Source organism: Burkholderia sp. Bp8998 (assembly GCF_003854235.1).
Lineage (GTDB): Bacteria > Pseudomonadota > Gammaproteobacteria > Burkholderiales > Burkholderiaceae > Burkholderia.
This window is the reverse complement of the sequence record NZ_QTQF01000017.1, coordinates 82,840-98,006: the sequence shown is the minus strand read 5'-3', so window position 1 is coordinate 98,006 and position 15,167 is coordinate 82,840. Positions and strand designations below refer to the sequence as shown.

The following is a 15,167-nucleotide window of genomic DNA, read 5'->3' as shown; positions in this document are numbered from 1 at the left end:
ATTCAGGGGACGGGAATCTGTTACGGTGCAGGCGACGATTTCGTGCCGCTGTATCGGTGGGTTTTCCCGGAATCTGTATCTGGCGTGCGCCTGAGCGCGCGGGCACGATGACCCGCATGACGCCCATCACCGACTCGTCCCGCACCCCGTTGCCGATGGCCGGCGAGCCGCTGTACGAACGGCTCGCCGAGCATTACCGCCGCATCATCGCGGCCGGCACGCTGTCGCCCGGCGATCGGATGCCGTCGGTGCGCGCATTCATGGCGCAGCACGGCGTGAGCCTGTCGACCGCGATCCAGGCGTTCCGGCGGCTGGAGGATACGGGCTGGTGCGAAGCCAGGCCGCGCTCGGGCTATTTCGTGCGGCGGCGCGCGGCGGCCGCCCTCGAAGCGCTGCCGGAAAGCAATGGGCCGCCGCCGAGCATCGAGCCGCCGTTCGCGGGGCTGCACGAACGCGTGTCGCGTGTGATCGATCGCGCGAATGCGATGCCCGATGCGCTGAACCTTGGCGGCGCGTCTGCGCTGGCGACGCTGTATCCGGCCGAGCGCCTGCAGGCGCTGGCGATCCGGCTGCTGCGGCGCAAGCCGACGCTGCTCACCGACGCGGGGCCGGTCGGCGGGTCGCCCGAATTCCGGCAGACGATGGCCAAGCGTGCGCTGTCGTACGGCGTGACCGTGTCGCCGGACGACGTGATGTCGACGAGCGGCGGCGTCGATGCGGTGAATCTCGCGCTGCGCGCGGTCGCGCGCCCCGGCGACACGATCGCGATCGAATCGCCGGCCTTTTTCGGCTTGATCCAGCTGCTCGAAAGCCTCGGCCTGCGTGCGCTCGAGATTCCGGCCAGCCCGACGACCGGGCTGTCGATCGAAGCGCTCGACGTGGCGCTGACCGCGTACCCGGACATTCGGGCCGTGGTCGTCGTGCCGAATCTGCAGAACCCGCTCGGCAGCGTGATGCCCGATGAACGCAAGGCCGCGCTGGTCGCGCTGTGCTCGCGTCACGGCGTGGCCGTGATCGAGGACGAGCCGTATCGCGAGCTCGTCGAAGCGCCGCACGCGGTGAAGCCCGTGAAGGCATGGGACCGTGACGGCACGGTGATCTACTGCCCGTCGTTCAACAAGGTGCTCGCACCCGGGATGCGGCTCGGCTGGATGAGCGCGGGCCGCTGGCACGCGCGCGTGAAGATGCTCAAGTTCGCGCACAGCCGGCACAACGCCGCGTTGCTGCAGGCCGTCGCGGCCGAGTTCGTCGGCTCGGGTGCGTTCGATCGCCACCTGCACCGGTTTCGCGAGCAGCTGCGCGTGCAGCGCGATGTGACGATCGATGCGATCGCGCGCCATTTTCCGGCCGGCACGCGGATGAACCGGCCGCCCGGCGGCATGCTGCTGTGGATCGCGTTGCCGGACGGCGTGCGTTCCGAAGCATTGTTTGATGCCGCGCTGGCACGCGGGGTAAGGATCGCGCCAGGCGCGATCTTCTCGAATTCCGACCGCTTTGACGCGTATATCCGGCTTGCCTGCACGCGGGTGTTCGACACGGCCCACGAAGCGGCCATCGAAACGCTCGGCCAGTTGATACGCGACGCGGCGGCCGCTGCGTAAGCGGGGCGGGTGCCGGCCGGGCTGGCGTGCCGGCGACCGGGCTCGGCGGTCGTGACAGGGGCACGGGCCGACCGATGCGGCACGTCGCCTGTGCGCCGGCCGGCCGCTGCGCCATGACGCGCCAGCGATACGATTTTGGCGATTTCATCGGCCGACCGCGTGCGCGGCGAGGTGCTGACGGATCAGCGACAGGTAGCGATCGCCGACCGAGAAGTCGCGCGCGGCACGCGGCCGTTCCGCCTGGCGCAGCGTGGCCGGCGCGCTCATGCCCAGGTACCGGCATACCGCCGACGGAAAGGGCTTGCGTGTATGCCCGAGCTGGCGCGCCGCGCGCTCGACGCGGGCGTCGCCGACCTGCGCACGCAGCCATGCCAGTACTTGGCGATCGGTGTCGTTGACGATACGGACCAGATGTTCCACTTTAAACAGGGACCCTTGTTGCATAAGGCTCTCCGGGGTGTTTTCGTCGATAAATCAGGTCTGGCTACCACCCTAGCTACCATGAAAGGCTGCGCTGGACCTGGAGCCACCAACCGGTGCTCTCCACGGTAGCGCCGAGCTTTTGCCGTGGCCACAAATACTGGTTGGTTGTACAGCTGTTTATCCATACAGTATTTTGGGCGAAGCAGGTTGTCAAGCGCTATAACGAGCCATGAGGGAACGAAGGAGGGAGATGAGGCGGGAGGGGCGGCGCTCGGGGCCGAGCGCCAGAGGGAGGGTTAGGCGGCGTCCGCGCCGGCCATGATCGCTTCGACGCTTTCGGCGGTGATACCGCTTGAGCGCTCCCCGATCTTTACCAGTTTCAGCTTTCCCTTGTCGACGAGGCGGTAGACGGTGGTTCGGGAGATGCTGAGCATATCCATGACAGCCTTAATGCGATACAGCTTCTTCGAAGTGGTGGTTTCCATGTTTCGACCTATTGTGGTGGTGGCCAGAGCGCGTATGGTATGGAGCGCTCTGGCACGTCGCAACACAATCTAGGTGACTATCGTATAGTCCGCGGCGTCAGCCGAAGGGGCCCAACGCAGGTACGGCGTAGGTGGCGAGATAGAACAACACGACGAATAGCGTCACAACGGCAAACACGGTGCCCCATTTCCGATTCGACCATCGCTTATAAGCGACTGCATTCAACACGCAGAACACAATGGCAGGCCAAATTAGTAATCCCAGTGTCACCAGGAAAAAAGCGGCATGAGAGCCGCAATGCTCCAGGTCGTTGCAGCCCGTCGAGTGTGAGGGAGGCGTGGGCCAGTGAATGTGGCTGAATGTGTAGCCTGATGCCCAGGTGACCAGCAAACCCCACACGAACCCCAACAACGCAAGCCCTGTACGCTTCATTTCACTTCCCAAAAAAGGATTTCTTTCGAGTTGGCCAGATCGGAGAACGCGTTGTCTCTTCGACCTCGAAGCCACGACAACGGGTTCGGCATTGAAGACATGCCAACTCGGAATCGCAGAAACGACGCCCAGTTGGGGGTCAGCGTATCCTTGTTCCACAAGTCGATGTGTCCACCGGTAAGAGTGCTATCGCCCGAGTCACCTTCTTGTCGCCAATATCCGAAAAAGTAGATGATGCCCGTTCGCCCTTTTACCTTGCTCTGCCAATCCGCGCCAGTGATGTTTTCCGGTTTGCCGAGTCCCAAGAAAGGTTGCAGCTTCAACCACTCGGCAAGTTCATAAGCACGAGTTGCCGTAGGCTTGTCGTTTAGCATGAGACGGCCCAGCTCCTTCTTTCCAGGCATGGGCTTCACGACCTTCTGCGAAAACGACTTCATATCGCTTCCGATGTTGTGAAAGGTGACGCTCATGCGGATGGCACACTGGTTCTCGTATTGACCTGTCTTATCGTCGTACGGGTCTTTGCTCGGGTAGGCGTTCCAAAGCTCTTGAAACGTAATTGACTTCAGTTGAGTTGGCTTGACCGAGTCACGCGTACTGTTCGAGCGTACCTTCAACGGTTTGTTCGGCATGGTTAAGCCTCATTCTGCTTAGCGATTGCATCGTCACCCCAGTAGACCGTGTAGTCGTCTGCACTGTGGCCCGTATGGACGCGCGGTAACATGCCGCTTGCATCGAGACGCCCTTGGAAGACACGACCATCCGTAGTCTCGATGTAGTAGGGGTAGCCCTCCGGACCATCAGCCGTCACTTTCACTTGTTCGTCGTACGGCTCGACCAGGTTGGACGCAACAGCGCCAGCAGCGGCGACGCCCGCAGCGGCGAAACCGGAAGAGGTGTGCTGACCGCTACCGCCTAAGTTGTCATCGCACCACGACTCGCCGCTAAGCGCCGCAATAATCCGTGGAGGTCGCGGGCATTTACACATGACGATGTCGCCGTCCAGGGCAATCTCCGCTACGAACTGTATGCGGTAGGGTCCCCCGGACTTAGCAATGACGCCGTTGCTCTTACATGCTGTGCAAAAGGCTTGTCCGCCAATCAGGGCAACTTGGTGGCCCATGAAGGTCATCGGCGGCCCCGCCGCAGGTAGAACGGTGCCGCCACTAGATAGAACATCCCCTACAGACGCGATTCTTCTTTGCATTGTTTGGCCCTCTCAGAATCCACGATCTTAGTCGCGTGGCTGCGTAATTTATCTCAATATTCCCGAGGGGCGCTATATCGTCCTCTTCAATGAGTAGTTGATCACACGACGGAAACCTTGAGGCTCACACAACCGAGGATGGTTTCCAAACCCCATTTGCTGAGAGCTTCAGCATGTCGCCGGTTTTTGCTCCGGTCAGATCGACGTCAGCGCAATCCCCAAGTGAGAGCTGCAAGCTGCCTTGCGACCACGGGATGAAGCCATCAGGTGCCGCGGCTGCGAAAGGTCCGCTGAAATTCACGGTCCACACTGACGCGACGTCCGAGCAGACGGCAGGGAAAAGGGGGAACGTGCCGCCAATCGGGTAGCCACCGACACCCGTCGCCGGGTTATTTGTGGCGCTACCGTTCCAGACGCCGCCGTTGACTCGGAACCATGCCGTGCGCGACGACGCGTCGATCGCTACGCCGACCGTGTCCCCTGCGACGTTGAATGCCGCGCCGGACCCGGAGTTCGTGCCGCCGTCTCGATACACGTTGCCGCTCGACTGGAACTTCCCGATCGTCCCCTGGCCGTCGTCATATCCGACCTGAGCGTCCATCGCCTCGTTGCGCGGGCACACGCCAACGGAGGCGTTCCCGCTCGACGTGCCCGAGACGAACGTGGTCTCGAAGTACCACTTGCCGGCCTTCATGCCGGTCGTTCCGAGCGCTACGACTTGCTTACCGCCAGGGACGGTAGCGGTCAGGTTGTTGTTCGAGAGCGCTACCGTGCCGGCCTTCATTACCGGATCGAATGCTGCACGCTCGGCGAAGCGCGAGATCCGCAACGTGCCATCCCCATCGGTTGTCTGGCCGGGACCGAGCTTCACGCCACCAAGCTGCGTGTTCGTTGCGACCGGGATGCCCGTGGACGGGGCATCTTTCAGGTCCTTATAGCTACCACTCGTTGCCACTTTCGCGAGACCGGTCACGGTGCTCGCGTCTTGCTGGCCGGTGTGGTTCTGTCGGTTCAGAAGCGTCGAATCCGCGCTGTTCTTTGTCGCTTGTGATGCAATACCGTCGAGCTTGGTCTTATCGTCAGCGCTCATGAAGCCGGCTGCTTTCTGCGTCACCACTCCGAACCACGCGCGCAGTGTCGAGAGCTTCAACTTGAAGTTGTTGCCGCCGTATGCCCCCGCGAGCATTGCATCATCAACTGGATTCTGGAGTTCGTTGAACTCCGAGATTTTCATGTCGCTCATAGGGAGGTCTCTGTTTTGATCAAGGTGCCGTCTTCTGCGGCGATATGGCCAGATGCGTTTTCAAGCAGGATGTTCGATTCTTCGATTTGGATGCCTGCACCTTGTTGGTTGCGTAGGTTCCACATCATTAAAAGACCTAGCGCGCGCATGATTTCGCCCGCCCAAAACCCGTAGAAGTAGTGTCCGTGTGACCAGCTTGAATAGGCACCGCTCATGTCGGAGTAGGGACCAGTCGGGTCTTCGATCACCTGCGTGCGTGTAAATTCGACCATGCAGCCGTTGATCACACGATCGACGTAGGCCGACTTCGAGCCGGCGAACTTCATACAGACAGCACCTGCCATGTACAGCGCCGTCATATGGCCGGTGTGGTCGTAGTCATCGTTGAACGCCGGCTTGTCGGGTGGAAATTCAGTTGGCGTCAGGTTGTCGTTTGCATCCTGGAAGTCAGCCAGATACTTCGCGTAGCGCTCACAAAACGTGATGAGTCGGGTATCGACAGGGAAACCTTGCTGCACGAGCAACTGCCACATCCGGCAACCTGCAAAGAACGCGCGCGCGTTGTATCCCGCCCACGGGTACGGCTTGTCCGTACCCCATGCGAACGTGTCGATGGGGCCTTGATCGAGCTGGTCATAGCGTGGCCATACATATAGCGGCGCAACCGGACCCATGACGCCGATCTTCTTCGCGTACGCTTCCTGAGCGTCGTAGTAGAAGGCGATGCAGTTGGTGTAATACTGGGTCTTGCCCGAGAGCACCCACATCGGCCCATACTGGTAGCCGGTGTACGGTGTGCCTCGCCAGTAATCCTTCCGCGCGCGAGAGACTGAATACTTCGTCGTGAATGGAAGCACTCCAGGTGTGTATTTCAGCGCGAGGGGGGCGGGATTGGACGCATACACGTCTCCCACTGCCATCTCCATCGCCGGCTGGCATTTCACATGGATGAACCACTCGGTCGAGTAGTCGTTGACCGACACGAGCTTCTGCGGGATCTCGCCCCAGCAGTACGTCGAGATCGAGCCGCCTTGGCCGTTGTTCGTGATGAATTCGATCTGCGTCATCGCACCATTCGGCGTCGGTGCGGCCGGTGTGCCTGCCGCCTGATTCGGCACGAGCGTGAAGTCTGACCAACTCAGCGGCAGTGTGGTCCAGCCACCGGAGGGCAGCACGCGCTGATACTTATTGCCAAGCGCGTCCGTGACCTTCAACCAGATCTCGCCGCTGTTCACCCGGTACGTCAACGACGTGAGGGCGCGGGTGGTCGGTGTTGCGAGCCAGAAGCCGGCGACGACACCGGAAGTGCCGTCATTGATGTTGGCCGTGCCGATCCAGTCAGCGCGGCCAGCGTCGCCGAGGATGCCGCCCTCGTACGTGGTGGTGTAGCCGGCGTTGCCGTACGGCACGAAGCTCGAACCGTCGAGCATGGCGTGCTGCTGGCCGTCCGATTGCGTGGCCGTGACCATCTGGCCGAACGGAACCACCATCGGCGTCGGCGTCACGCTACCGTTCGAGGGCAGGGCAAAGCGATACTGCCGGCCGGCGCTCAGGAGGTCGGTCTTCATCCGCGTCAGGAACTCGATGCGCGCCTTCGGCGTGTTGATGCCGATGGTGTTGACCATCGCCGTCTTGCTGGAGTCGATGCGCGTGTAGACGGCGATCTGTTCGAGCGCGACCGTGCTCTCCTTGTTCACATTCGATTCAGCGGTCTTCGACACGTGGATGTAACCGCTGCTGTCGCGATTGACCGTCGCCTTCGCGTCGCCGAGGTATTCCCAGTCGTACGCGATGCCCACGTTAAACGGGTCCGCTGCCCTCGAATCCTGGCGGAAATAGAATCCGTCAGCTTGAAGGTCCGTCGCGTCGTTGATCGTATAGATCGACGCGTTGAATGCGTTGAAGTAGCGGGGATTGCCAGTCTCCTGGAACATCAAGTAGCAGGCTTCGGCAAACCACTGCTCCGAGTCGATTGAATTGCCCCACTGGTCGGGCGTCAGCGCCATCCAGATCGGCCAGACGTCGAACGGTTGGTTGCGACCGATCATCGGGCCGGTCATGTTCGCGTAGTTGACCAGTGCCGTGCCCGTGAACGTCGCGTCGACGAGGCGAATCGTCCCCGGCGCGTCGCCGTTCGGGTCGATCGGATCCTGATCGGCGTTGTGCCGTACGCCGTCGTACGTTACGTACGAAGCGAACGGGTAGACCGTGCCGCCAGCATTGACCCCCGAGCGCACTGAGTCGTACGAGAGCTTTCCGTTGTAGACGGAGTAGAGTCGCGTGATGAGCTGGCCGTTATACGGATCGCCGGTCGGGATCTGGCCCACCCCGTTCGTGAACTGAACCTGGACACCCTTGCCACCGGGGCTATCCGGGTTGTTCGGGTCCAGCGGGCCGAAGGCCTGGAACGGGCGCTTGCCGTTGATGATCCAGTTCGCACGGTAGATCTGCGGCGTGGTCGGTGTCGACTGGCCGGCATAGAACAGATCGAGGTACGCGTCGATGGCGCGCACGGCGCGGTCGAGGTAGGAGCGCTTGCCGGTGCCCTTCCATGCGTAGTAGAGGCCGAGGATGTACAGGGCCTGACCTTCGGTCGTGGCCGTGCCATTCGGGGTGTACCAGACGCTCCCCGTCTCGTAGTGCATGTTGTTGCAAAGCACGCTCTTGCTGTTGACGATCATGTAGTCCTGACCCGTGTCAGGGTCGTCTTTCGTGTGACGATCCACGAACTGCATGAGGCCATCCAGCATCGAGTTCGCATTCGCGGCGAGCTGGTTGAGGGACTGACGGGACAGGTAGAGCCGGTTCATTTACGCAGGAATGTTGTTGCCGACGAAGTAGCCGACGTACGACTTGCCACCGTCGTAGGTTTCAAACATGAAGGCGTCGCTCACACCTTGTGCGTACGACAGGACGGGTGCGACGCCACCGTTCCATTTGATAATCGCCGGCCAAGTGCTGACCTTGTTCGAGCCGGTGCCCTGCTTGAGCACGAGCGAGAACGAGCGGACGAAGTTCGCATCGGTGGCCGGGTTGCTGATCGTGATAGCCGTCTGCGGGGAGTTGATCGTCGCGTTGAAACAGCCGATGCCGGTCGACAGGTCCAGGTCGAGACCGTTGCCGGTCACGTTCATGCGCGCGATCGGCGTCTTGTTGACGTCGCCGGTATCGCCTTTGTCGCCCTTGTCGCCTTTGATGCTGTAGCCGCTCGGCCAGACACCGCCCGTCTTCGGGCCGAACATGAAGCTGTTGTCCAGGTTGATGTACGAGTCGCCGTCGTTACCGACGTTATTGGCCGGCGCTCCGCGGCCGTAGAGCAGTTTCATCGGGGTAAGCTGTCCGAGATTGTTGTAGACCGGACTCATCATCAAGACGAGCGGCTGACCGTCAGGATTGGTCGGGGCGAGCGGGAGAGGGGCGGCGATCATTGCGCACCTGCATTCAAACGATCGAGAACGTCTCGGTCGCTCCGGACGACCGCTTCGCAGGCGTTGAGCTTGAGCACGATTCCGTCTGCTCGGCCGGCTTCGCTGAGAAGAAACTCAGTAGCCGGCAGCGAAAGTTCGGCTCCTCCGGTGTCAGCAGATATGCCGGCACCGGGGCCAGCTGTACCTTGGGTCGATTGATTGCCACAGGTTGCGGCTCGGTCGCGCAGGCGCAGAGCACCAGCGCGGGCAGCAGCAATGTCGCGGTCGGCTTGAGACTTCGCATCGTTGAGCTTCCTTTCGTAATCGGTCGAGATCCGCGTGACCAGCAGGTTCGACGTTGTGGTAGCGAATGCCGCTACCGCGTCCGCCCGCTCTTGAGCGGCACGCACGGCTTTCTGCTGCCGATCGTCGTTCTCGGCCATGAGCGCAACGTAGTGGTCGCGGGTGAAGTAGAAAGCGCCAGCACCGCTCAGGAGAGCGGCGCAGAGCGCGGCAATGGTGGTCAATTTCATGCGGTATCCACCTTTTGCAGAATGCGGGTCATGACCGCGTCGAACAGCTTCGAGCTGCCGTACCCGGCGACTGTGATGGCCGCGGCCTCCTGAGCGGAATCCCAGCGGAACGATTCGGCGATGAAGAACATAAGCAAGCCGGCTGCGATCGAGGAGACCATGTCTCGCGCGACGTGCAGCTTCCAGCGCGACAGATCTTCGGCGTTCGACAGCTTTTGCAGCGTCGACGCAGCGCCGCCGATGCTGCTGAGGATGACCGTGATCACGTACGCGATGACGGGGATACTGGCCAGATCCCGCCCGAAAGATACGTCGCTACGCGTTGCCGCGTAGGTGACGAGAGACCACGTGAGAGCGAGGAACATCGCCCATACCTTTATCGTTCGCTGCACGCTCGACCCCGTACGTGAAAAAGATTGCGAAAACTCAGCGTCAGGCCAAACACAGCCATCGAGCCATAGAGAACGAGGGCGCTTATCTGCACACTCTTGTAAGCCTGCTCAGCAACGAACAGATGAGACGCAAAGGAGAACGACGCCATCGGATAAACCCAATGACGCCACTTCAACCCCCACGTGAAAACGTATCGGTCGGGCATCAAGTCATTGACCACGATGTCGACCAGAAGCAGTGCGCCGGCAACGAGCAGCAAGACAGTAAAGAACCAGCCGCCGTGTTGCATCGTCGCGGCGGGGATCGAACTTGCGTGGCACCTCGAAAGCACGACGACAACAAGCACCCATGTCGTGAAGCCGAGGCGGGCGAAGAAGTCACCGTTGCGAGTCGTCATTAGGCGGCTCCCGGAATGACCTTTCGTGCGAGCGCGAGATACGCTTGACGATCCGCGAGACCGTTCGTGCCGCCGTTGATCACCTTCGTGACCGCGATGAAGTTCCTCTTCAACGCGAGGTTGTCGAGCTTGTGGTTCCACCAGAAGGCAGCAGCACTGAGGCACGCGTACTGCGGTTGCTCCAGCAGTTCCGGGTGCGCGATCAGGTCGAGGTCAAGCAGCATGCCCATCAGCAGGTAGTTGATCCGACCGGTACATTGGATCAGGCCGCGGCCCTTGTAGCGAACGCCGTCGCCCGGTTGCGTGTTGCCGAGGTCCTTGCGTCCCTCGTATGCTTGTCCGCTGGCGATCTCCAGCGTGTAGCGCCCCTCGGCTGACTCATGCGAGATCTGAGCCAGGAACTCGACGATCTCTTCCGGGGTATCGATCTCGAACTTCGCCATCGCGTCCGAGAGCAGGGGCGCGTACGTGGCGCATCTGTCGATCGGTGCGTGCGTCCAGAGCTTCCGAAGCTGGTCGGACGTAATAGACATCTCGGACTCGTGTGGTGGTGGTGAGTGCCGAGAATTTTAAGGTTGGGGTTTACGCAGACACAAAGAGTTTTGCACTCGAAATGCTAAGTGAACCTAAGTGGTTCACTTAGCACCAACTTCATGTAGTTACGCGGGTATCGGATCAACCGACGAGGGGGCGGCTTCAACCGAACGCGGCTGCGCGGAAAGCTTCCGGTTGGCGTCGTCGAGGCTCATTTGAAGCCGATGGGCGCGCGATTGGCTCTCGACCAGCGCGCTCTTCGTCGCTTCGAGCGCGGCATTCGCCTCGTCGAGCACAGATTGCAGAGTTGCGTTTGCCGAAGCCAGAGCTTGCAATTGCTGTTCGGCTTGACCCGCTGCAACGCTCGCGTGAGCGAGGCGATCCGCCAGCTCATTGCGCTGTTGCGTCAGCACGTGGTGCATCATCTGGCCTTCGTTCATCAGGGGGGTAGCTTGTTGATCGCTCATGGTGTTTCCGTTTTGATCTGAATGATTTTGCGGGTGGTGGTCCGCTTGTTGGCCAGAGGTCCGAAGACGATCTGGCGATGCTCAGGCAGCGTGCCGGTTAGCGGCTCGATACGCTGAAGTGTGCAGCCGGTCAGCTCGTAGAGAGCCGTGGCCATAAATACGACGTTATCGCTGTACGCGCTCTCGCAGGTGACATCCCACAAGTCGCCTTCGAGGAACATGCAGCTACCTTTGCAGAGCTGAAGCACGGGGCACGAGTTGCAGTGTTCGCGGGTCGACCAGTGGCGCGAGGACTTGAGCTGGACTGCGTCCATGTCCTGAACGTTGCCGGCGAGATGAGGCTGGCCGTTCGGCGCAACCGCTACCGCCGACACGTTCTGACACGTCAGCACGTTGCCCTTTAGGTCCATCGTCAGGGTGTCAGCGCGGTCGCTTCCGCACTTCTGGCCGAGCGTGCGTGCTTCGCGCCGAGTGACCACGGACTCGCCGAAGTCCACGATTTTCTGCGTGACGCTGTCGAAATTGAGTGCGTTGCCGCTCTTCAGCTCGTCGAAGGCGCGAGCGCGGTAGCGGACGTGCTCGTGCGTGTCGTGAAACGACATCGAGCGGCCACCTTCGTCGTACGCGTCGACGAACATGCCTTCTCCGATCGGTACTTCGGTGTCGCCCGTCAGCTTGATGAAGTAGTCGCGCACCGCGAGTCGCGACGTGCTTTCCTTGTGCAGCATCGCGTTGAAGGAGATCCGGTTCAGCGGGCGCAGGCGCTGGTACAGCATCAGGATCGCTTCCCGCGTCAAGGGGTTATCGAGGGGGTCTTGACCTCGTGCCTTCTGCCCCGGCCCGTCGTGCGAGATGCCGACCGTGAACCCCATCGAAATGAGCCATCCAGCCTTCATGTGATCGATCAGAGAGCCGTTCGTGATCATCCGAAGGGTGACGCCTGGGTAACGCATCCGCAGCCGCTCAGCGAGCGGTTTCAGCGTCTTCCAGTACACCATTGGCTCGCCACCCCAAAACTCGACCGTCGCGTCCTCGGTGAGATAGCAGTTTGCCGTGAGATGGGACATGAACACGTCGACGTCGCCGGGGTTGGCTTGGTCCGCGTGCGGCACGAATCGTTGCGAGCAGTATTCGCAGCTGTAGTTGCACGACAGGCCGAGCTGGATCTTCAGCGTGCGAACAACGCGGTCTTTACGCCCAGGGGGCGCGGCCGGCGCGCGCGGCTCGCTCGGACGCTCGGACACGACGTCGCAACCACGCTGGTCGGTGAGGGTGCTTCGTTGGTTGTTGTAGAAAAAGTCACGGCCGACTCCGGAGGCGTCGACCGTCTTCAGGCGGAAGGTGGTCATCTGGTGGCTAGGTACGTCGCCTGCCGCGCGCGGAGCGTCGTCTTGAAGGCGACCATGTCGTTGAAAGCGAGGTCCCCATCCTTCATTTTCAGCACACCAGCGTCAAGGAGTTTCTGTCGTTTATCAGATGGAAATGCGTCGGCCGGCAGGATCGAAAATAGCAACTCGGTGAGCAGATCCACCTGCGCTTCCAGTGCGGCAAGCGCGTCGTTTGTCTTGATGTCTTTCAGCAGCTTGTGTTTCGCATGCCAGCGGTCGATAACGGGCGCAATTGCCGGCATGAGCCGCTTTAGGACCATGTCGCCGCTTTCATCCGACAGATCCACGGTTGGCGCTGAATTGGCCGGCTCGACAGTGTGGCAAAAGAATACCGCCGTGTAGGCGTTCATCTCTTCGTTGATACCGACGAGAACGAGCGGCATAAAAGAATCAATGTTCTTTCGAAGAAGAGCGGACGACAGGCTGTCCTTTGACTCGTGGATGTCGCTGCCCCACACGACTACGTACTGTCCGTTGCGAGCACGCACGAGATGCAGGACGTCATTACCGTGCTCCACTTTGTTCAAGTCGAACTGCCAGTAGAGGCTCAGGTCCGTCGACTGCATAGTGAAACCGGTAGGTGTTGGGATGACAGTGACGATGCCGTACGCTTGGGCGCGCTGCTCATCCGTCAGATCGTCGGGGATGAGTACCTTATGCACCAACATGGCTGAGTCCTTTCCATTCGAAAGTGTTGTAATCGAAGTCGAATCCGTTTGCGCCGGCCGAGACGACGTATCCTTCGGCGATGATCATGTGGCATCCGCCGACGATTGGCAGATAGACCTTCGTGTTGGGATTCATGTCGTGTTCGACCACTCGCTTGCGTTGCCAGCCGTTGATGTGGGCGAACTCATCCCATCGGTCATCCAGAACGCGAACGTCGTCATTGTTCGGCAGGCCTTTCACTACACCCGTCTCGACGCCTCGCAACCACGACTGTTTGTCTACCACGCCAAACGCCTGCACGCCGTCGCGGCGCGTCCAAAACGCGTGATCGTCGGTCCAGAAGAATGAACGATCCTCGAACGAGATCATCTTTCGATCGCCCAGCAGCGGCGTCTCGACGTCGAGCACGGCTTCCGGCCCAAGCGGCGTCATGACAATGTCGCCAATCTCGATCTGTTCGACGTACTTCCAACTCCGGTCAGCCATCATGATTCGAGTGCCGGCTGGGAAGCACGTGCATGCACAGTTGCAGTTGCAGTTGCCCCAAACACGGACGAGCTGGACCTGATTGCCGGATCGCTGGAGGTAGAAGGACTGAGGCGCGATCACGCCGTTGGGCACCCACGGCCAGCCACCGGGGCGCCATCCGTCGCCACCGTCGAGCGTGCCGACCGAATTGAGTCGATCTTCTGCACCTTTGCCGGCAAAGCAGTTTTCCAGCCACCCGTAGCGCGAGGTCCAGATTCCACCCGTGCCTTGTTCGAGCGTGTGTGTGTCGGTCGCGAACCCTTTGCCTCCATACACCCGCACGTAGCTGCTGTCAGTCATGTGGATGCCGCCGCCGTACGTCTGGTTGTACCAGCCTACCTGACCGTTCGAACGGAACCAGCCGTTGTTATACAGCTCGGCCACCGTGTCGCCGTTGCGGCCGAGCTTGGCGTTATTCAGCGAGTTGTAGAGGTAGTCGGCGTAGTTTTTCGTCGCGGCGTGGTAGGGCTGTGACGGGTCGCCCGAAAGCGTCAGGGGGCCGTTCATCTGGTCGCCCGAGCGCAACACGCGGTTGTTCGCTGCGGTAGTCGCTGCCTGCGCCTGCGCGTCAACGTACCGCTTTGGCGCGGCATGCAACGCCTGGGATGGGTCTCCGGAGAGGGTGAGCGGACCAGTCATGTTGTCGCCGCTCTTCAAGACGCGCGTGCCAATTGCTGCTGAGAGCGCGTCGATCGAATCTTGGTAGGCGATCGTACGGTTGTAGTCGATCTCGACCACCCACGTGACCGGAGTCAGGCTCGCAAGGCGGAAAAGCTTGTTCTGCGACGTGCTCAGGTACGGCATGCCGATCTGAAGACCGTTGATCGGAAATGAGTCGCCAGCGTTGCGCGAGATCGCTGTGAGGTCGTTGTTGAGCAGCGGAGCCAGCGAGTCGGAGACTCGCTGACTTTCCGGAATCTGTGTGTAGTTCTGCATCGTGGTGGTGTCCGTTAGCAAACCGAATTTTACGAGCGCTGGCCAGAGCGCCCAAGGGATTTCAGTACGCGTGTGCTGCCCAAGTCAAAGCGCCATCGATCTTCGCCTTATCCGAGACTCGCTCCAGGAAGCAGTCGAAATACGTACGTGTGATCGAACCTGAAACCAGCTTCGCGGTGCATGGGTCGCTCGCGCTCTGTACGGTCAACGTCACTTTCGGTGGTACGTGGAACGGTCGCGAGAAGAATATGCGTGTCGGTGTCGTACCGTCGATGATGTTGTCACCGCTGTCAAACATATCCGGAACGTCGACGACAACGCTAAGCTTGTTGATCACACCCCGGTCGCCGGAAGTCGAGTTCATCGAGATGCGGAAGAGGGCAGTTTGATACTCGTAGTCACCCTGCACAAACGGTTGAAATGGTGCATAGCCGGTAGGGCTGTCCGAAGTCAGAAGCGTGAGGAAGCCATCGTCGTCGAGCACCTTCTTTGAGATGGTGATATCGGAAATTACGTGTGCCAT

The 15,167-nt window shown here is 60.7% G+C and carries 18 protein-coding genes; 1 reads left to right on the top strand and 17 read right to left on the bottom strand.

What is annotated here, in order from left to right:
- Positions 1–116 precede the first annotated feature (116 nt).
- Positions 117–1,601, top strand: coding sequence for a PLP-dependent aminotransferase family protein (locus DIE06_RS18500; protein ID WP_185733422.1), 1,485 nt, complete (start codon positions 117–119; stop codon positions 1,599–1,601).
- Positions 1,602–1,745: 144 nt separating this feature from the next.
- On the opposite strand, the gene DIE06_RS18495 is transcribed toward DIE06_RS18500, so the two are convergent.
- The 17 genes from DIE06_RS18495 to DIE06_RS18415 form a co-directional block, all read right to left on the bottom strand.
- Positions 1,746–2,021 (bottom strand): hypothetical protein, encoded by a 276-nt coding sequence (locus DIE06_RS18495; protein WP_124605290.1) that lies wholly within the window; start codon positions 2,019–2,021, stop codon positions 1,746–1,748.
- 299 nt (positions 2,022–2,320) lie between these two features.
- Entirely contained in the window at positions 2,321–2,509 is a 189-nt protein-coding gene (locus tag DIE06_RS18490) for an AlpA family transcriptional regulator (protein ID WP_124662595.1), read from the bottom strand.
- A gap of 97 nt (positions 2,510–2,606) precedes the next feature.
- Complete coding sequence (locus DIE06_RS18485; protein WP_124662594.1) at positions 2,607–2,942, bottom strand: hypothetical protein; 336 nt, start codon at positions 2,940–2,942, stop codon at positions 2,607–2,609.
- Complete coding sequence (locus DIE06_RS18480; protein ID WP_124506420.1) at positions 2,939–3,574, bottom strand: type VI secretion system amidase effector protein Tae4; 636 nt, start codon at positions 3,572–3,574, stop codon at positions 2,939–2,941. Before DIE06_RS18480 ends, DIE06_RS18485 begins: the two co-directional genes overlap by 4 nt.
- Positions 3,575–3,576: 2 nt before the next feature.
- Positions 3,577–4,074, bottom strand: coding sequence for a PAAR domain-containing protein (locus tag DIE06_RS18475; protein ID WP_375861558.1), 498 nt, complete (start codon positions 4,072–4,074; stop codon positions 3,577–3,579).
- 199 nt (positions 4,075–4,273) lie between these two features.
- Entirely contained in the window at positions 4,274–5,392 is a 1,119-nt protein-coding gene (locus DIE06_RS18470) for an SPRY domain-containing protein (RefSeq protein WP_124662593.1), read from the bottom strand.
- Entirely contained in the window at positions 5,389–8,202 is a 2,814-nt protein-coding gene (locus tag DIE06_RS18465) for a hypothetical protein (RefSeq protein ID WP_124662592.1), read from the bottom strand. The genes DIE06_RS18470 and DIE06_RS18465 overlap by 4 nt, the downstream gene beginning before the upstream one ends.
- A complete protein-coding gene (locus DIE06_RS18460) occupies positions 8,203–8,820 on the bottom strand; it encodes a hypothetical protein (protein ID WP_124662591.1) in 618 nt (205 codons plus the stop codon).
- Entirely contained in the window at positions 8,817–9,332 is a 516-nt protein-coding gene (locus DIE06_RS18455; protein WP_124662590.1) for a lysis system i-spanin subunit Rz, read from the bottom strand. The genes DIE06_RS18460 and DIE06_RS18455 overlap by 4 nt, the downstream gene beginning before the upstream one ends.
- Entirely contained in the window at positions 9,329–9,697 is a 369-nt protein-coding gene (locus tag DIE06_RS18450; RefSeq protein WP_124506414.1) for a phage holin family protein, read from the bottom strand. The genes DIE06_RS18455 and DIE06_RS18450 overlap by 4 nt, the downstream gene beginning before the upstream one ends.
- An 11-nt stretch (positions 9,698–9,708) precedes the next feature.
- The gene (locus DIE06_RS18445; protein ID WP_124506413.1) at positions 9,709–10,122 is read right to left on the bottom strand and encodes a hypothetical protein; all 414 of its coding nucleotides are present in this window, start codon (positions 10,120–10,122) and stop codon (positions 9,709–9,711) included.
- On the bottom strand, positions 10,122–10,655 hold the full coding sequence (locus tag DIE06_RS18440) for a glycoside hydrolase family 19 protein (RefSeq protein WP_124662589.1): 534 nt from the start codon (positions 10,653–10,655) through the stop codon (positions 10,122–10,124). Before DIE06_RS18440 ends, DIE06_RS18445 begins: the two co-directional genes overlap by 1 nt.
- Positions 10,656–10,781: 126 nt before the next feature.
- Positions 10,782–11,123: a hypothetical protein gene (locus tag DIE06_RS18435; RefSeq protein ID WP_124662588.1), complete on the bottom strand. Its 342-nt coding sequence runs from the start codon at positions 11,121–11,123 to the stop codon at positions 10,782–10,784.
- The gene (locus tag DIE06_RS18430; protein ID WP_124662587.1) at positions 11,120–12,472 is read right to left on the bottom strand and encodes an SPASM domain-containing protein; all 1,353 of its coding nucleotides are present in this window, start codon (positions 12,470–12,472) and stop codon (positions 11,120–11,122) included. The genes DIE06_RS18435 and DIE06_RS18430 overlap by 4 nt, the downstream gene beginning before the upstream one ends.
- Positions 12,469–13,179: a hypothetical protein gene (locus DIE06_RS18425; protein WP_124662586.1), complete on the bottom strand. Its 711-nt coding sequence runs from the start codon at positions 13,177–13,179 to the stop codon at positions 12,469–12,471. The genes DIE06_RS18430 and DIE06_RS18425 overlap by 4 nt, the downstream gene beginning before the upstream one ends.
- On the bottom strand, positions 13,166–14,644 hold the full coding sequence (gene pilV / locus DIE06_RS18420) for a shufflon system plasmid conjugative transfer pilus tip adhesin PilV (protein ID WP_124506408.1): 1,479 nt from the start codon (positions 14,642–14,644) through the stop codon (positions 13,166–13,168). Before pilV ends, DIE06_RS18425 begins: the two co-directional genes overlap by 14 nt.
- 61 nt (positions 14,645–14,705) lie before the next feature.
- Positions 14,706–15,167, bottom strand: coding sequence for a hypothetical protein (locus DIE06_RS18415; protein WP_124662585.1), 462 nt, complete (start codon positions 15,165–15,167; stop codon positions 14,706–14,708).